General features: G+C 46.7%; 16 protein-coding genes and 1 riboswitch. Of the genes, 11 read left to right on the top strand and 5 right to left on the bottom strand.

Annotated features, from left to right (window positions below; translation table 11 throughout):
• Window positions 1-226: 226 nt before the first annotated feature.
• On the top strand, window positions 227-1,543 hold the full coding sequence (locus IGK85_RS15550) for an MATE family efflux transporter (protein ID WP_008380256.1): 1,317 nt from the start codon (window positions 227-229) through the stop codon (window positions 1,541-1,543).
• 70 nt (window positions 1,544-1,613) lie between these two features.
• On the opposite strand, the gene IGK85_RS15545 is transcribed toward IGK85_RS15550, so the two are convergent.
• The gene (locus tag IGK85_RS15545; RefSeq protein WP_008380254.1) at window positions 1,614-1,820 is read right to left on the bottom strand and encodes a hypothetical protein; all 207 of its coding nucleotides are present in this window, start codon (window positions 1,818-1,820) and stop codon (window positions 1,614-1,616) included.
• A 363-nt stretch (window positions 1,821-2,183) separates the two neighbouring features.
• Window positions 2,184-2,924 carry an SDR family oxidoreductase gene (locus IGK85_RS15540; protein WP_008380252.1) on the bottom strand — a complete coding sequence of 247 codons (741 nt, stop codon included), beginning with the start codon at window positions 2,922-2,924 and terminating at the stop codon, window positions 2,184-2,186.
• Window positions 2,925-3,088: 164 nt separating this feature from the next.
• On the opposite strand from IGK85_RS15540, the gene IGK85_RS15535 reads away from it, so the two are divergent.
• Window positions 3,089-3,526: a MerR family transcriptional regulator gene (locus IGK85_RS15535; protein WP_035006915.1), complete on the top strand. Its 438-nt coding sequence runs from the start codon at window positions 3,089-3,091 to the stop codon at window positions 3,524-3,526.
• Between the two features lie 141 nt (window positions 3,527-3,667).
• On the opposite strand, the gene IGK85_RS15530 is transcribed toward IGK85_RS15535, so the two are convergent.
• The 3 genes from IGK85_RS15530 to IGK85_RS15520 form a co-directional block, all read right to left on the bottom strand.
• Window positions 3,668-4,417, bottom strand: coding sequence for a SagB/ThcOx family dehydrogenase (locus IGK85_RS15530; RefSeq protein WP_008380247.1), 750 nt, complete (start codon window positions 4,415-4,417; stop codon window positions 3,668-3,670).
• 288 nt (window positions 4,418-4,705) lie between these two features.
• On the bottom strand, window positions 4,706-5,806 hold the full coding sequence (locus IGK85_RS15525) for an iron-containing alcohol dehydrogenase family protein (RefSeq protein ID WP_035006912.1): 1,101 nt from the start codon (window positions 5,804-5,806) through the stop codon (window positions 4,706-4,708).
• Window positions 5,742-6,743, bottom strand: a complete 1,002-nt coding sequence (locus tag IGK85_RS15520) for a bile acid:sodium symporter family protein (protein WP_008380241.1) — start codon at window positions 6,741-6,743, stop codon at window positions 5,742-5,744. Before IGK85_RS15520 ends, IGK85_RS15525 begins: the two co-directional genes overlap by 65 nt.
• 597 nt (window positions 6,744-7,340) lie before the next feature.
• Between IGK85_RS15520 and IGK85_RS15515 the strand changes: the two genes are divergently transcribed.
• From IGK85_RS15515 to IGK85_RS15475, 9 genes are all read left to right on the top strand, one after another.
• Window positions 7,341-7,976 carry an NAD(P)H-binding protein gene (locus IGK85_RS15515; protein WP_008380239.1) on the top strand — a complete coding sequence of 212 codons (636 nt, stop codon included), beginning with the start codon at window positions 7,341-7,343 and terminating at the stop codon, window positions 7,974-7,976.
• Window positions 7,977-8,319: 343 nt separating this feature from the next.
• Window positions 8,320-10,968 carry an HAD-IC family P-type ATPase gene (locus tag IGK85_RS15510; protein ID WP_008380237.1) on the top strand — a complete coding sequence of 883 codons (2,649 nt, stop codon included), beginning with the start codon at window positions 8,320-8,322 and terminating at the stop codon, window positions 10,966-10,968.
• Window positions 10,969-11,162: 194 nt separating this feature from the next.
• Window positions 11,163-11,301, top strand: a riboswitch (FMN riboswitch).
• A 112-nt stretch (window positions 11,302-11,413) separates the two neighbouring features.
• A complete protein-coding gene (ribD, locus tag IGK85_RS15505; RefSeq protein WP_008380234.1) occupies window positions 11,414-12,490 on the top strand; it encodes a bifunctional diaminohydroxyphosphoribosylaminopyrimidine deaminase/5-amino-6-(5-phosphoribosylamino)uracil reductase RibD in 1,077 nt (358 codons plus the stop codon).
• The gene (locus tag IGK85_RS15500; RefSeq protein ID WP_008380232.1) at window positions 12,475-13,062 is read left to right on the top strand and encodes a riboflavin synthase; all 588 of its coding nucleotides are present in this window, start codon (window positions 12,475-12,477) and stop codon (window positions 13,060-13,062) included. The genes ribD and IGK85_RS15500 overlap by 16 nt, the downstream gene beginning before the upstream one ends.
• Window positions 13,040-14,251, top strand: coding sequence for a 3,4-dihydroxy-2-butanone-4-phosphate synthase (gene ribB / locus IGK85_RS15495; RefSeq protein WP_081487932.1), 1,212 nt, complete (start codon window positions 13,040-13,042; stop codon window positions 14,249-14,251). Before IGK85_RS15500 ends, ribB begins: the two co-directional genes overlap by 23 nt.
• Window positions 14,252-14,272: 21 nt before the next feature.
• A complete protein-coding gene (gene ribH / locus IGK85_RS15490; RefSeq protein ID WP_008380228.1) occupies window positions 14,273-14,746 on the top strand; it encodes a 6,7-dimethyl-8-ribityllumazine synthase in 474 nt (157 codons plus the stop codon).
• Between the two features lie 469 nt (window positions 14,747-15,215).
• Window positions 15,216-16,289 carry a FecCD family ABC transporter permease gene (locus tag IGK85_RS15485; protein WP_005233272.1) on the top strand — a complete coding sequence of 358 codons (1,074 nt, stop codon included), beginning with the start codon at window positions 15,216-15,218 and terminating at the stop codon, window positions 16,287-16,289.
• 4 nt (window positions 16,290-16,293) lie between these two features.
• On the top strand, window positions 16,294-17,076 hold the full coding sequence (locus tag IGK85_RS15480; RefSeq protein ID WP_008380226.1) for an ABC transporter ATP-binding protein: 783 nt from the start codon (window positions 16,294-16,296) through the stop codon (window positions 17,074-17,076).
• The gene (locus tag IGK85_RS15475) at window positions 17,069-18,082 is read left to right on the top strand and encodes an ABC transporter substrate-binding protein (protein ID WP_005233274.1); all 1,014 of its coding nucleotides are present in this window, start codon (window positions 17,069-17,071) and stop codon (window positions 18,080-18,082) included. Before IGK85_RS15480 ends, IGK85_RS15475 begins: the two co-directional genes overlap by 8 nt.
• Window positions 18,083-18,164: the final 82 nt, after the last annotated feature.

Here is an 18,164-nt window from a genome sequence, read left to right as displayed (position 1 = left end):
TCGACACCAATGGAGGAAATAAGCGGAGCTTGTCGGGATGTTTTGTTTTTTAATTACGAAGGAATATACACCGAGAAGGCTGTATGGTTAAATGGAGAGAGAAACGTCAAAACGCCTGATGGGTCGTTGAGTATTTGCGACTATTAACGATCGCTTGTATTGTGATGTGAATCACAATTAGTGGGTGGGCGTTGTTCAGTTATTGCGAAGGAGAGAGGAGAGCTTCTTGAACAAAAAAATACAGTCTTTTACATTGCCTTTGATTGCTTCCAATTTGTTTCAAATCATTATTGCACAAGTTTCCTTAGCGATTATTTCAAGAAGATCCACGGAAGCGCTGGCGGCGATCGCACTGATCGACGGGTTTCTCTATGCTTTTGCGGGTATCTTAGGTGCGATTGGGCTTGCTTTTAATATTTATGGCGCAAAGGCAGTCGGGCAAAGAGAAGAGACGCAGTTAAATGATTATCTGTCGTCGGTTCTTTTTTTAGTAGTCGCGATCGGTGTGAGCTTTTTGCTGATTTTCCTGCTTTTTGGACGAGACATTTTACAGGTTGTCTACGGATTTAGCGGGGAGCTGCTAGGAACTGCGACGTTGTATCTTGCAATCATGTCCCCCTATATTTTACTTACGTTAGTCACGTTTGTTTTTACTAGCCTTTTAAAAATTGAAAAGAAAACGAACTACATCCTCGGTGTTTCGATCATTAGTGCGTTGGTACAGGTGTTGCTTAGCTATTTATTGATCAACGGCAATCTCGGTTTTCCCGCCATGGGGGTCTTAGGCAGTGGCATCGCAAATATGCTTGCGACTTTGTGCTTGCTGGGGATTTATGGGGTTCTTTTAAGAGAAAGTCTAGCAAGAGGGCTAAAACAAAGACCACGAAAACGCGCCTTTTTATTGAAAAAATCGATCCCCTTAATGATTCAGGAATGCTTTGAAGGCTTAGTCTTTATTATTGCTTTTGAAGCTTTCGTCTCACGGTTGGGTGTTAGTACGCTGGCCGCCTATGCGATCGGCAGCCAAGGATTGATGATCGCACGGTTGCCTGCTTTGATGTATGGCAACGCAGTGACCGTCTTTGCGAGTGAGGCGAATGGTCAGAAAAATCGTCAGAAGATTTTAGCAGTGGGAAAAAGTGCCTTCGCTTCTTCTTTCGTGGCTTATGTTGGAATCGTCAGTCTGATCTGGGGCTTTCGTTCTGCTTTTTTCCAGTTGTTTACTACAGATGTCGCTGTTTTAGACTTGTTGCCAGCTATTTTGCCAATCATGCTGGGGATAATGCTCGTCAGTCCGTTATATGAAATCACAAAATACTTATTACAAAGTTTGGAGTGCAGTCGCATGGTTTGTCTGTTGACAGGATGCGTCAACAGTCTGGTTTTAATGGGAATCACAGGCTTTTGGAGCAGTGGGCAGCTGAACTTTTTCTTCCTCTACTGTCTATACGGTTTGAATTTCCTGATTCTCGGCAGTTTCTTTGCAGGGCTGTTTTATTGGACGATCAAGCAGCGTTATCCTCAAGGCAAAGGACGCCTTTGAGGGGGATAGAAAAAAGCGAAGGTGCTGCTGATCCTTCGCTTTTTCGTCGCCTACAATTGGACAGGGGAGATTAATTGTGGCTGACTTCTTCGTAAAAGATAGCATTGCGTTCTGCAATCAGTTGGGTTTCCCTTCGCTCTAATTCGAGAAAGGTTTCGTCTGCCAGCAATTCGGCAGCAGAGTAGCCGGCCGCCAAGAAGTTTTCTGCATAGGTCAATTTCTGATTCGTGATGTTTCTTCGTTGCTCGGCAATGACGAGCAGCTGTTTCACATTCATACACTCACTCCATTCTTTTATAAAAAGCAAGTACTAAAAGAGGACAGCTAATAATACTTGCAAGTCAACGTTGAAGGCGGGATATCAATCATGCTCGGCTATTCATAAATAAGAGAAATACGGTAGGTTCGTTTCTGATTGGTCGTTTTATACGGAAGCTTTGTACTAAGTATAAAAAAATTTCCCCCGTAGCAACAGAACCTAGTCGTTTACATAAAGCAACGATTGGTTTACATTACTCGGACAAGCGGGTGTTACAAGAAAAACAAGTAATTTTTCCTAGGGGAACGGCGGGATTTGACGACAAAAAAACCTGCGATCGCCTCAGGCGGATAGCAGGTTTCACGGGCTAGTAGAAATAGCTTAAACGGTTTGTTTTGCTGGGCGCAGCAAGACTTCGCTGATCGCCACATGTTTGGGCTGTTGAATGGCATAAACCACTGCATTTGCTACATCTTCTGGCGTTAGGCTGTTGCCTTCTACGCGAGAGGTTTCTTTCAAGGCTGCTTCTAGTTGAGCATTACCTACGGTTTCAAACAATTCCGTGGAGACCATTCCCGGAGAGACGATGGTGGAACGAATGCCATGTTCACGTTCTTCTTGGCGCAAACCTTCCATGATTGCACGAACCGCAAACTTTGTCCCGTTGTACACGGCAGATCCCGGGTAAATGACATGTCCAGCAACTGAGTCAGTGGCGATGATCAAGCCGTCTTGTTGTTTTTGCATGATGGGCAGCACAGCGCCGATCCCGTTCAATACCCCCATGATATTGATATCCAGCATTTTTTGCCAGCTGTCATAGTTCAACTCTGCCAAGTTTCCTTGAGGCATGATGCCAGCATTATTGAAAAGGACATCAATCCGACCAAAGGAGGTCATGGCTAAATCAATGACTTGTTGGACTTGTTCGCGATTCGTGACATCGGCTGTTTGATACAAGACATTTTCTCCTAGTTTTTCAGCCAGTGCTTTGATGCGCTCTTCACGGCGGGCGGCGATTACTACTTTTGCCCCTTGTTCGGCTAGCTTAACGGCGGTTGCTTCCCCAATTCCTGAAGAGGCTCCCATAATTACGATAACTTTTTCTTTGATTTCTGTCATTTGTCTTTCCTCCAGTGAATGATTTTTTCATCGAATCCTGCTGCTGCCAAACCCAAACCTGCGAGATGACGGGTGATTGACAGTACAGTGCTTGCGGTGTATTTTTATTGTAGAACCTGAAGTTAGGTTTAGGTCAAGCGATAAACAAAACTTTTTTAGGAGCGATGCAAGTGAGTTACTCGATTGGTGAAGTATCAAAAACGACTAACATCCCCATCTCGACACTACGTTACTACGATCGAGAAGGAATGTTTCCGAATATGGCCCGTAGCAATGGAGGCATTCGGGTGTTTTCAGAAAAAGAAGTGGCGACGATCAAAGTGATCGATTGTTTGAAGAATACCGGCATGCCCATCAAAGACATCAAGAATTTCTTGGATTGGGGCGAAGAAGGCGATGCGTCTTTGCAGAAACGGCAGCAGCTGTTTCATGAACGTTTGGAAGAAGTCACCAAGCAAATGGCAGCCTTGCAAGAAACGATGAATACGATCAAATACAAATGCTGGTACTACGATACAGCGATGGAAGCAGGCACCGAAGCGGTAGTAAAAGAGCTACCGCTAGAAGAAATACCAGAAGAAGTCCGGGAATACAAATTGTAAGCAAAGAGAAAAACCACCTGCTGTTTTTGCAGGTGGTTTTTCGATTCTACTGGTTTTGCTGGGAAAATCAACCTTGCCAGTTGCCGTTTTCTAATGAAAGACTGACAATCCTACGAAAATGGGCTCTGTTATTCAGTAGCGCTACTCAATAACCCCCACTGGAATCAAATAGCGGGGTTCATTTTCCGTCGGCAGTTGTAATAATTCTTTGAGTTCATGATCCGTGAAGGCGCCGATCGGCACAGCGCCTAAGCCTAACGCTTGGGCTTGTAAAAGGACGTTTTGGGCGGAATGACCGACTTCGATATAGGCATAGCGTTCGATTCCTCGGTCCCCATAGCGCTCAATCAGTCGTTCATAAACCACTGTATAAAGCAATGTGGCAGGTGCCTGTTGGATCGCTTGCTGATCCAACGAACCTTCCGCCAATGCGGTCCGAAAATCACCAGCAAGGATTTTTTCTAAGGCATGTTGCTCAGGTTGATACAGATAAAGCCCTGGCTCAAGCCCCGTTACCTGTGTGACCACGACATAGAGGTCTAAGGGATACAAGGCACCAGCCGAAGGCGCTGTCCGGCGACCATCTTCTGTAGTGACACCGGCAGCGGCCCATAAAAGCTGTGCCAGCTGTTCTTGTGTTAGCTCCGTGTCTTGAAAATCTCGTTGCGAGCGCCGCTCGAAGAGAGCTTCCGCCACACTGGTTTCCCCGTCTAAGATCGGTTGCGGCAGTGGAAAGGTTTCATAGGAAACCGCAGGTTCAGAAGAAGTGGCGGTGTTGGTAGTCGGTTGTTCTTCAATCGGTGCTGTATCCGCACTGCAGCCAGTGAGGAGTAAGCCCAGCATCCAAAGAGCGCCTAAATGAGCAAAGCGAAATCGTTGGTAACGGGTCATGAGGGTTCCTCCTTTTCCTAAGGACTTCGTGTTATTTATAAGTATAACAAGGATTGCTTTTTCATGCGCTTTTATTCACAAGTAGATAATTAGGGAGGTAAGCAGTCTCTCAGTCGTATCATAGGCTGATTGTGCTTTTTAATATTTTCTAAAGACCTAGATAATGAGTAGTATCGTATGAACTTGCTATGAATATTTTTTATGAAATCCAAACCGACTGCAATCAAACGTAAGAGAAAAAAAGGCCATACAAAACCCCTCCAGCAATTCGTTGCTGGAGGGGTTCATTTAATTGGCAGCTGCCAATGACGCTTGGTTTTGTTTGGCATGGTAGGCTTCTACGTCTAAGATTGCTTGTTTGAACATTTCTCGCGTGATCTCATAAGGCACGTGGACGATGTCATTGGTGGTCATTGCTTTGTCTAAGATTGCCTCAAGGTCGCTGGTGTCGTTAAGGCCCATATCAGCTAAGCAAACCGGTAATTTGTTTTCCTTCATAAAGGCGTAGATGCGCTGGAAGAGGGCTTCTTGCTGATCTAGCTGCAACAAGGCCAAAACGCCGTAACTAACGGAAGCGCCATGCAAATAGTCTTCCATTTTTTCCAAAACGGTCGTTCCGTAGTAAAAGGAATGGGCAAGGGCGGAGTTGTAATCATTGATGACTAAGACGGAAACTAAGCCGGTAGTCACGATGATATCCAAGACGACTTGCTCAATGGCATAAGATGGCTGATTGGCGGCACTGTCTTTCAAGGCTTGTGTGCCGTATTGCAATAAGCGTTCCGTGCACATTTTGCCGATTTGGATGCCTAACCCATCGGTGTAGTCTAACTCATCGCCCCGCGCTGAAAACGTCGATTCGATCTCTTTGGAGAGGGCATCGCCGATTCCTGCCCATAAGTACTTGTCGGGGGCCTGGGCGATGATCTCACTGTCGATAAAGGCATGGGTCGGTGGTTGCGAAGGGAAAAACAGCCCTTGCATCTCGCCGTTTTCTTTATAGATGACACAGACCGCGGTGACTGGTGAGCAGTTGGAGCCGATCGTTGGAAAGGTGAAGACTGGTTTGCCTGCTTTTTCTCCAACCACTTTGACGGTATCGCAAACGCGGCCGCCGCCAACGGCGAATAGAACATCGGCGGCTTGGACGCTTGGATTGGCTAACAGCTGATCGACGTTTTCATAGGTCGAGTTGCCGCCGTACCACAAGGTATCCGTCACTTTGACTGCTGACGTTAAACCGGCTTTGATCTTGTCTTCGGCTTTTTCAAGGGCGGTTTTTCCGCCGATGATCACGGCATTGGTGCCGTATGGTTTTACGATCTCATTTACTTTTTCGTAGGCGTCCGCCCCGATTGTGTAGTTTGGCAAAAAGATACTTTGACTCATACTGTTTTCCTTCTTTCTTGGCCACGAGATTGGCTAAAATTGGTCCGGTAATTTGATGGATCACCATGCCGACTGCGGCAGGGGTAACGGCTGCAGCAATGGCGGCAAAGTGGGCATTGGCTAACGAGATCGCTAGGCCGGTATTTTTCATTCCTAATTGAAACATGATGGATTTGGCTTGGGTGGCACTGACGCCCATCACACGGCTCAGACCATAGCCTGCACCGTAGCCAATCAAGTTATGGAGCAAGACTAAGAAAATCACGATCAAGCCAGATTGGACGATCACGGCACCGTTGCGAGCGACAGTTCCGGCAACGATCAATAAGATACTAACGGAAGAAATCAATACAAATGATTGCAGAAATCGCTCGATGTGCTTGGCAATGAGTTTGTGGACGATCACCCCTAAAATGATCGGCAAAAGCACCATCTGCAAGACAGACAAGAGCATTTCCCAGAAGGAGATCTCGGTATACTGACCAGCCAAGACGTAAACCAAAAAGGGGGTAACGACGGTCGCTAACAAGGTCGATACCGTGGTCATGGAAACGGTGAGGGCGACATCGCCTTTGCCGATAAAGGTCATGACATTGCTGGCGGTTCCACCAGAAACGCAACCTAGTAGGACAAACCCGATGATCAAACCGGAAGAAAGACCAAACAGCTGCGCTAAGCCGTAAGCCACCAAAGGACTGATGGTGAACTGGAAAAGCACCCCTAAGATGAATGCTTTAGGCTGTAAGACGACCATTTTAAAAGCAGCAACGTTTAAAGTCATCCCCATACAAAACATGATGATGCTCAAAAGAATCGTTGTACGAGGCGGAATCCATAAGAAGGGTTGCGGGAAAAAATAAGAGACGATCATCAATAAAATCATGATATAGATCAAATACTTGTTTACAAAAGCAGCGATCGTGTTGACGGTTTTCATAAGAAAAATCATCCTTCCTTTTTCTGCTTGACCAATCAAGTGTTCAAACAGAAGGGGTCTTTAGAATAAGTGCAGTGCATAACCGCGGGGAATCGGCAGCAGTTGTTCAACGAGCGTTTTGGATCTATCTGACATCAATGTGTCAGTTTGCAAAAGGCCGCTTCCTTGAAAATGGGTATAAAAAAACACTCCATCTCAAGAAGTTGATCTTCTTTTTGGATGCAATGTGAATAGGGACTCTTTGAATGTATAAATCAAACAGTCCCGGCTATAATAATAAAATAATTCGTTTGCTATCATTGGTGCAGGTCATATACGCCACCGTCCTTTTCTTTATTTGGAATTTTCTAAATATTTAAATTATTTCTACCTAGTCTACAAAAGAGTCAAGGCTTTGTCAATCGTTTGAGAAGATTTTTTTCATTTTTTCGGGTGTTTTTTTAAAAACATGGGTTTCTATGGGGAAAAATAGCAAGAATTGGTTTGTGCTGTGCCTTTTTCTCCTTCGTTTAGAAACAGAATAGTTGTTGGATCTAGGTTTTTGTCCTACGATGATACTAGAAAGAGTTGGAAAAAGAATCGAGAGGAGTAAAGAAAATGAAAATTTTTGTCGTTGGTGCTACCGGACGGGTGGGCCAAAAATTGATCGCCTTTCTAGAAAAACAAGGACACATCGTTTATGCTGGTGCGCGCAGCAGTGAGAAAATCACAGAAACGGAGAATATCAAGCCCGTGTTCTTTGATTTACACACGGAACCGGAAGAGATGGCGGCCAAATTCGCAGATGCGGAAGCGGTATACTTCGTGGCGGGTTCCCGAGGCAAAGACTTGCTGCAATCTGATCTGTATGGTGCGGTCAAAGTGATGCAAGCCGCTGAATCAAAAGGAATCAAGCGCTACATCCACCTTAGCTCAGCCTATGCCTTAGAACCTGAACAGTGGCAAAGGGAAGGCATGGCGTCATTGATGGATTACACGATCGCCAAATTTTTCTCTGATCGCTGGCTGATCGACAATACCGCACTAGACTATACGATTTTGCAGCCGGGTGCGTTGAAAGAAACACCAGGATCTAGTTTGATCGAGATCAGTGAAACGACCTCTGGTGCGATCCCCATCGAGGATGTCGCCGTATTGTTAGGTGAAATGCTGGAACGTCCAGCAACTTATCAAAAAGTCATCAAAGTCCAAGCAGGAGAAACACCGATCAGCGAGGCACTGGATCAGCTTTAAGGCGTGCCTTTGGGCTTGAAGAGAATGTACTGAAGGAACTGCACGGCAGCGAATCGTTGTCGTGCGGCTTTTTTTCGTAAAAACTTTGAGATGCCTCTTCATTGCTATGAAAGCGATGACTCTTGACTTTGGAAAAATAGTTTGTTACGCTTATTGCTAACTTTAGAGGGGGTGGTAAACGAATGTCAAGCGACTCGAGTGACGGTGAGCAGAAACACTATTTTGACTTGCCTTACTTTTTAATTGAATAGGAGACCAACAACAGCGCGTTATTTAGGAGCAGTTTCTAAATAAGGGGCTTATTTGTGTTATCCATCAATGAAAAAGAAAAGGAAGAAAAAAAATGAATAAAAAAGAGTTTCAGTTATCAGTGTCAGAAACAATCGAACAGTATCAGGTGCCCTCTATCGATCAAGGATTGACTGAGGCACAAGTAACCGAGCGGTTAGAAACCTACGGATTGAACCAATTAGCGATCAAAAAAACCGCCAAGTGGCGGTTGCTGCTGCGGCAATTTCATAACACGATCATCTACATTTTGATTTTCTCCGCCATCTTAACGCTGCTGATGGGGCATTTCTCTGATGCCGTGATCATTGGCATCGTCGTACTGGTCAATGCGTTGATCGGTTATTACCAAGAAGCAAATGCTTCCGATGCGTTAGAGCGGATCAAAGAGATGCTATCAGTAGAAGCCACGGTCTATCGGAATGGGATTCGGCAAGACATTCCAGCTGCCGAAGTCGTTCCGGGGGATGTTGTATTCTTAGAAGCCGGTGACAATGTGCCTGCGGATCTGCGGATCATCGAAGCCGACAACTTGCGTATCCAAGAATCCGCCTTGACTGGTGAAGCCGATTCGGTGGAAAAAATAACAGATGCCTTAGTGGATGAAGCAACCCCATTAGCAGAACAACGGAATTTGGCGTTTGCTTCGACTTCCGTGACGTCAGGAAGCGGGAAAGGCATCGTGATCGCTACCGGCGCCACGACTGAGATCGGGAAAATCTCCACAGAAGTCAATCAAACGGAAGAACGAAAAACGCCGTTGATGAAAGAAATCGATGGGCTGGGGAAAGGCATCACCTATGTGATCATGGGCGTGGCGGTCTTGCTGTTTATCGTCAGTTTGTTCCAGCAAACCTACGCGATCTCTGTCTTGTCCTTAGCCGTCGTCACCATGATCGTCGGCTCGATCCCAGAAGGATTGCCAGCAACGACATCGGTGGTTTTGGCGATGGGTGTCAGCGACATGGCAAAAAACAAGCACACTATCATCAAAACACTGCCGGCGGTTGAAACGCTAGGCTCAGTGGATGTGATCGCGACGGATAAGACCGGTACCCTGACCAAAAATGAAATGACGGTCAAAGACATCGTATTGGCTGAGCAGGAATATGAAGTGACGGGTGACGGCTATGCGCCGATGGGCGTGATTCGTCCAAAGCAGGAGGACGTTCGCACGCAAGACATCTTGCAGTTGTTTTTGGAAGCTGGCTACGAAGCCAACGATACGGTACTGGTCCCAGAAGGAAATCACTGGACGATCAATGGGGAACCAACAGACGGCTCCTTTTTGACGCTGTATCATAAGCAATTTACCTATCCGCAAGCACCCGCTTACCAAGAACTGGATATGCTGCCCTTTGATTCGGACAACCGCTACATGGCGAAACTAGTGGCAAACCCTGCGGGGGAACGCTTGTTATTTGTTAAAGGCTCCCCAGATAAATTGTTTGAAATGGTGCAAAAACAAGCGGCACCTTTTGATGAAGCCTATTGGACAGGCCATGTCCGCCGCTTGTCGGCAGAAGGCAAACGAGTGGTAGCGGTGGGCTATCAGAAAGTTTCGATTGATCACATTGATGAAACGATTTTTGAGCAAGGGCTGCAATTACTAGGGATCGCCGGGATCATCGATCCGCCGCGAGAAGAAGTGATTGCTTCCCTGAAGGAAATGAACCAAGCCGGTGTTCAAGTGAAAATGATCACTGGGGATCACCCTCTGACCGCCAAAGCGATTGGGGAAAAACTTGGCTTAGCGGATGAGATTCACGTCGTGACTGGGGCCGAGTTGGATCAGATGAGTGAAGCTGAATTTCAAGATGCTGCCTTGACGAATCAAGTCTTTGCACGAACCACGCCGAAAAATAAATTGGACATTATCAGAGCGCTACAAGCCAAAGGCAAAGTCACGGCGATGACAGGGGACGGGGTCAACGATGCCCCTGCGTTGAAGCGGGCGGATATTGGTGTAGCGATGGGGATCAGCGGCACGGATGTAGCCAAAGACTCTGCTGATATGATCTTGACCGATGACAATTTCGGTACCATGTCCTTAGCGATTCGCGAAGGACGCAGGATCTATGACAACATCAAAAAGAGCATTCTGTTTCTGTTGCCGACATCTTTTGCCGAAGGGCTGATCATTGCCTTTACGATCATGATGCAAAAAGAATTGCCGCTGCAGGCGACACAACTGCTGTGGATCAACATGGTTTCTGCTATTACGATCCAGTTTGCGTTTATCTTTGAACCAGCAGAGTCTGGGATCATGAACCGCAAACCGCGAAAGACAGGCAATAAATTGTTGAATCGCCACGATATTTGGCAGATGGCGTATGTATCGATTTTGATGGCAGTCATCAGTTTGATCGCCCATGACTGGCTCTTGCTGCAAGGCGTCAGCGAAGCCGTTGCCAGTACCATGATGGTCAATATCGTGGTCTTGAGTAAGATTTTCTATTTGTTCAACATCCGTACCAGTGCACCAGCGTTTTCTAAAGCTTCCTTCACCAATCCAAAAGCGTTCTTGATCATTGGTGTGATGCTGGTTCTGCAACTGTTATTGACCTATGTTCCATTTATGCAAAGCGCCTTTCATACGGAGGACATGTCCTTGATCGGCTGGGTCATCTCAGCAGCTTCTGGGATGGTCGTCTTACTCGTGACGGAGTTCGATAAATGGCTTCGTTCGAGAAAAAATATTTAACCTAGGTTTTCTCGTGTTTTTTTACAGGCAAAATCGCCTTGCTGCAGCTTAGGGAAATGGTGGAACGACAAGGGATTTCTGCTGTCGCTGCTTTGGGATTGCCAAAAGAAAAAGCCAAGAGGAATTCCTATTGGCTTGTAATCAGGCCTATTGACAAACAAAAATGGTCGGGCTAAAATGCACATGAATTGAATAGTATTCTTCGGGGCAGGGTGTAATTCCCGACCGACGGTGACAAGTACAATGCTTGAAGTCCGTGACCCGCATAGCTATGCGGTGGAGCCAGTGTGAATCTGGCACCGACAGTGAAAGTCTGGATGGGAGAAGAAAAACCACAAAATTTCAAGGGGCGCAGTGCGTCTAAAACTGATTTTTTGCCGGTCTTGTTTGTCTATGCCTCGTGAGATTCTCACGAGGCATTTTTTTATTGAAAGGAGGAAGGAAGATGCATAACGAATACATGCGTTTGGCGATCGCAGAAGCCAAAAAAGGGCGTTACCAAACCTTTACCAATCCGCTAGTGGGCGCCGTGATCGTCAAAGAGCAACGGATCATTGCCAAAGGGGCTCACTTAGTCTATGGGCAGCCCCATGCGGAACGAAACGCCATCGAACAATGCCATTCCTCCGAAGACCTAATCAATTCGACTTTATACGTGACGTTAGAACCTTGCAACCATCAAGGAAAACAGCCGCCTTGCACCCAGCTGATCATCGACAGCGGCATCAAAAAAGTAGTCGTCGGCCAGTTAGACCCTAACCCGATCGTGGCTGGACAAGGCAAGCGCTTTTTAGAAAATCAGGGCATCGACGTGTTGGTGGGTATCGAAGAAACAGAAGTGCGCCGTTTGAATCCACACTATAATTTTTACCATCAGCATCAGCGACCTTACGTGGCATTGAAGCAAGCGATCACTTTAGATGGTCGGATCGCTCATGATGCGCAGACCCGCAGTGCGATCACTGGTTCAGCAGTTTGGCAAAACGTTCATCAAGAACGTGGGGACTACCAAGGGATCTTAGTGGGCAGTCAGACGGTGATGACGGATGATCCCACCTTATTGACCACGATTGAAACCAGCTTTCCGCCGATTCGCATCGTGGTAGACCGTCGGGGACGAACGCTGTCGCAACCCCATTTGGCACTGTTTGCCGATGATTCAGCACCCGTGTGGATTTTTACGCAGCAGACAGCTGTCAGCGACTTGCCAGCGCATGTGTCAGTGATCCAGCTGGAAGAGTTGACGATCGCTGCATTGCTGAAGGAGCTTGCCGCACGACAGGTCCAATCGCTTTACGTAGAAGGAGGTGCTGCGATCCATGATGCCTTTTTAGCCAGCGGACTGTGGCAAGAAAGCATTACTTATGTGGCGCCAAAGTTTCTTGGGGGCAATAGTCTTGCAAGTTTTACCAGTGAGCGTACCCCGAAACAGCTGCAGCAGCTAACAGAGGTGACGGTGACGGCAGTTGGAGAAGATGTTTGCATCCGAGGAAGGAGACCAGAGGAATGTTCACAGGATTGATTCAGGAAAAAGGCCGCATCAAAGAGATCCGCAAGCAAAGCCGCACGATCCAGCTAACCTGCAGTGCGTCGGAAGGCTTGTTGGCGGATTACCAGATCGGAGACAGTATGGCGATCAACGGGACGTGTTTGACGGCGATCGCCAAACAAGCGACGACGTTTACGGTGGATATCATGCCAGAAACCTTTCAACGAACCACCTTTAAACAACTCTCGGTGGGTGCCGAAGTCAATTTGGAGCGAGCGATGGCAGCAACGCAGCGTTTTGAAGGCCACTTTGTCGCAGGCCACATTGATGTAACGACCCGTTTGATCCAGAAAAAGCAGTTGGAAAAAGCCTTGATCTTGACGTTTGCTTATCCTGTCAGTGTGCAAGGGGAAATCATTCCGCAAGGGTCGATTGCGATCAATGGCGTCAGCTTGACGGTTACCCAGACGACGGCACAGGCCTTTTCCGTTAGCTTGATCCCCCATTCCAAAGACCAGACGACGCTGGGGCAGTTGAAACAAGGGGAGTGGGTCAATATCGAGACGGATATGATTGGGAAATATGTCAAATACCAACGAAAATGAAAGAAGGCAGACGATGCATAAAGTAGAACAAGCAGTGGAATGGTTAAAAAAAGGCGGCTTAGTGATTGTCGCCGATGATGAAAATCGGGAATCAGAAGGAGATTTGATTGGGATTGCTGAATACGCAACGCCAGAAGCCGTCAATTTTATGGCGACTTATGGCCGCGGCTTGATCTGTGCACCCCTCTCACAAGCGATCGCTGAAAAGCTGGCATTGCCTGAGATGACCGCCAATAATACGGATGCCTTTGGCACCGCGTTTACCATCAGTGTCGATCACGTGATGACGAGTACAGGAATTTCTGCGAAAGACCGGGCAGTGACGATTGAAAAGTTGGCTGATCCTGCGTCACAGGCTGCGGATTTTTATCGCCCTGGACATATCTTCCCATTGACCGCTCAACCTGGCGGCGTGTTGGAACGCAGAGGACATACAGAAGCGGCTGTGGATTTAGCGAAGCTTGCTGGCAGCGTGGAAGCAGCCTACATTTGTGAGATTTTAAATGAAGATGGCACGATGGCTCGGGTCCCAGAATTGAAAAAATTAGCAGAAAAATGGCAGCTGCCGTTTTTGACCATTGATGAGATGGCGGAATATCTACGAGGAACTGCACTTATCACGGTGGATCTGCCAACGGCTTATGGGGCGTTCCAATTGACCTTATTTGAAGATGAATTCGGCAATGAACACCTTTTACTAGCCAAAGGCGAGATTCAACATACTACCGAGCCGCTGTTACTACGGATCCATTCAGAGTGTTTAACAGGCGATGTCTTCGGCTCTCATCGCTGTGATTGTGGCGAACAGCTGCAAGAAGCGATGCGGCAGATCGAAGCAAAAGGCCGTGGTGCGATTTTGTATCTACGCCAAGAAGGCCGCGGTATTGGCTTGCGGAACAAGCTCCGTGCCTACCAGTTGCAGGAACAAGGATTGGATACGTATGAAGCAAATATTGCATTGGGTTTTGCAGCAGATGCTCGTCATTACACGTTTGCTGCCGATGTTTTACGTTCCTTAGAAGTGCAGGAGATTCAACTGATGACCAATAACCCTGACAAGGTGAAGGAATTAGAAAGCTTAGGGATCAAGGTAGTAGCACGGGTACCGCTGGAGATGCCTGTGCATAAAGAAAACAGCAGCTATTTGAAAACGAAGAAAGAAAAGTTTCACCATTACCTATCTATTTAATCAACCAAAGGAGAATGAGCGATGACAGTATTTGAAGGAACGTTTCAGGGAGAGGCAGTCAAAGTAGGGATCGTGGTTTCACGATTCAACGAGTTTATCACTTCCAAGTTAGTGGAAGGCGCCAAAGACAATTTGGTGCGTCATGGAGTCAAAGCAGAAAACATCGATGTGTATTGGGTACCAGGTGCTTATGAGATTCCGTATATTACCAAAAAAATCGTTGACCACAACCAATACGATGGGATCGTGACATTAGGTGCCTTGATTCGCGGAGCAACGACCCACTATGAATTGATCTCAAATGAAGTGGCGAAAGGCGTAGCCCAAATTGGTCTGAATGCCGACATTCCGATCATGTTTGGTGTGTTGACGACTGAAACGATCGAACAAGCCGTTGAACGGGCGGGAACCAAAGCCGGCAACAAAGGCAGCGAAGCCGCTCAAGGTCTTTTGGAGATGATTTCGTTGAATCAGCAAATCCTTGGCAACGCATAGGTTTCACGTTCGAACAAAGGGAAGCTAGCAAGAAAAAGCCTGCCTAAGCATAGGCATTAGACTGGAGACAGACTTCGTACGAAATGAAGTCTGTCTTTTTTCATCATTAAAAAAAAATGGATTATTTTGCCGAAGAATTTGCTTCTTCACGGATACCGTGTTTTCGATAGGTCAATGGAGAGGAAAACGCCCAATCAATCCCGAACATTAGAATAACTCTTATTTAAGGGAATTTTCAGAAAATTATTTACATTTCACAAAAGGTTCCTTATAATGACTCTATTCATTGAGAGTGATTCTCATTTGCAAATAGATGTCAAAGTAGCACATGGCTTTGGCGCTTTTCATGAGAAGCACTTTTATAAGCGAAAAAACGCACAGATGCTTCTTTTATGATGGCGGCGAGGCAACAGTCAGGTTGTTTTTGCTGTGAAATCTGAGGGGATCGTGCTGAATAAAGGAGAATCACATGTCGGTAGGGTTGATTAAATCAAATCGTTGGATGGTGTCGACAATCATTTGCTGTGTTTTAGTTGTCGCCATTCTCTTATCTGCAGGAGTTGCTTTGGCAAACGGACAAGCCAATATCACCCTTGGCGAAGTTTACCAAATTCTCTTCTATAAAATCAGCCATGGATTGGTTGGTGATCTTTCAGGTATTTCAGACGCAAACATCAATATCGTCTGGTTTGTTCGGGCACCGCGGGTCTTGCTCTCTATTTTTGTGGGTATGGGGTTAGCGATCAGTGGGGCGGTGATGCAGGCAGTGGTCCAAAATCCGCTGGCAGATCCCTATATCCTAGGAATCTCTTCTGGCGCATCCCTAGGGGCGACCTTCGCCATCTTAGTCGGTTTTGGCGGCTCGGCGCTAGTCTTGCAGCTGGGCTTATCGTTTGGTGCCTTTGCAGGAGCGGGGATTGCGACTATTTTGGTGCTGCTGCTTGCCAGTATCGGTGGGAAAATGACTTCCACAAAACTTGTGCTGTCGGGGACGATCGTCAGTGCCTTATGCAGCTCTGTTTCAAACTTGATCATCTATCTGGCTAGCAATGCAGAAGGGATGAAGACCGTAGCATTTTGGTCGATGGGCAGCCTAGCCTCGGCTTCTTGGAATAAATTGGGCTTTATCGTGGTTCTGGTTTCTTTGATCACGCTGTTCTTCCTGACGCAATACCGTGTTTTGAATACGCTTTTGCTGGGGGATGAAGTTGCTTCCACCTTAGGGGTCAAGCTGACCTTCTATCGGCGTTTTTACATGCTGCTAGCAGCGCTATTAACTAGTATCATCGTGGCGAATTCTGGGATGATCGGCTTTGTCGGCTTGATCATTCCTCATATCGTACGTGGAGTCAGCGGCTCGGATCATCGCCTGTTGATGCCTTTGACCGCTTTGACAGGCGCGTTGTTTTTGATTTGGGCGGATGTGATCGCCCGCTCGACCCTGCAAGGAGTCGAACTGCCGATCGGGATCATTACAGCGCTGATTGGCGCACCGATCTTTATCTATATCATTGTCAAACGACAATACAACTTTGGGGGGTGACGAGATGAAATTGGCAGTTGAAAAGCTCAATCTGACGATCGGGGATCAGCAGATTCTAAAAGACATCTCCGTCCAAACCGCACAGGGGCAATTTGTCGGCTTGATTGGTTCTAATGGCAGTGGTAAGTCCACGTTGTTAAAAGCCATCTACAAAACGTTGAAACCAGACAGCGGCGAAATTTATTTGGGTGAGATGAATATTTTGAAAAGTTCCGAAAAAAAAGTCGCCCAGCAAGTCAGCGTCGTCAGTCAGTTCAATGAGTTGAGCTTTGATTTAACAGTAGAACAGATGGTGCTTTTAGGCCGCACGCCCCACAAGGGGTTGTTGGAACAAGACACCAAAGCCGATCATGAGCTGGTCACCGAAGCCTTAGCCAAAACAGGGTTAAGTGCCTACAGAAAACGCAGCTACCTCTCATTATCAGGAGGCGAAAAACAGCGGGTCGTCCTTGCTCGTGCCATCACCCAAGAACCGAAATTTATGATTCTCGATGAGCCGACCAATCATTTGGATATCCGTTACCAGCTGGAAATCTTAGAGACCGTCAAGCATCTGAAGATTGGCTTGTTGGCGGCGCTGCATAATTTGGAACAAGCAGCCAACTATTGCGACATTATCTATGCCTTAAAAGATGGTCGGGTCGTAGGGTATGGCGAACCAGAAACGCTGCTGACAGAAGAACTGATCGAAGAAATCTATGGCGTGAAATGCAGTATTTACCATCATCCGATCACAAGCGGATTAGGGTTTCATTATTATTTTGAAAAGGAGCAAACAGATGAATAAATGGGGAAAAATGATTGGGGTAGGATTGGCAGTTTTTACATTAAGCGCTTGCGGCAATACGAAGGATGAAGGAACTTCGGCTTCTTCCTCACAGGCAGAAAGTACGTATCCCTTAACCATCAGCAACTACACCAAAGCAGAAGGCGGCACGCAATGGACCGCCAAGGATCAAACCTTTAATGAGGCACCAAAAAAAGTCGTTGCCAACACACGACCAGCAGCGGAATTGCTGCTGCATCTCGGCCTCAAGGATCAGATTGCGGGTGTCGGTGCAACCTTTGGTGCCGCTGATGAGGAAGTTGCTGCCGATTACGCAGAACTCAACGACCTGGGCAGCGACTATATCAGTAAAGAAACAGCCTTAAGTGTGGATCCAGATTTGATTTTTGGCCGCGGGGGACTTTTCGATAACCAAGATTGGGGCGTCGGCACCGTTGATTCCTTGAATGAGATGGGCATTCCGACTTATGTCCAAGAAACCTCTGTCACTGGGGCGACGTTTGATTCTGTTTATCAAGACATTGAAAACCTTGGTAAGCTCTTCAATGTCCCTGAGGCAGCCGCTGCTTTTGAAAAAGAATTAAAGGATCGTCAGAGTGCCTTGGAAGAAAAAGTAGCAGACAAAGAAGAGCAAACCTTTGCCCATCTCTTTATGTCTGATCCTAGTGTTGTCAGTGTCTATGCCGCTCAGGACGAGTCTTTTTTCAATAGCAACTTTGATATGATCAAACTGAACAATGTGTTTCAAGACTATTCAGGGGAAGTCAGTGTCGAAACTTTGATCGAAACGGATCCCGATGTCTTGATCGTCGGCGACTGGTCAACGATCGAAGGCAGTGTTTCCGGTCAAGAAATCATTGAAGGCTTATACAAAAACGACAAACTCTCTAGCATGAAAGCCATCAAAAACAAACAAGTCTACAGCATGGACTACAATTATCTCTTTGGCTACGGCTACCAAGCCTTGACTGGTTTGGAAGAACTGGTAGAGCAAATGGCACAATAAACACCTCCTATTCCCATAAAAAGGAGAACCAACTTTTTATATAATAGAAGAAAATCAACGTTTCACTGGCCGATTGACCACA

It is taken from the genome of Enterococcus sp. AZ015 (assembly GCF_050499225.1).
Classification (GTDB): Bacteria; Bacillota; Bacilli; order Lactobacillales; family Enterococcaceae; genus Enterococcus_D; species Enterococcus_D entomosocium.
This window is presented reverse-complemented; position numbering and strand designations above follow the sequence as displayed.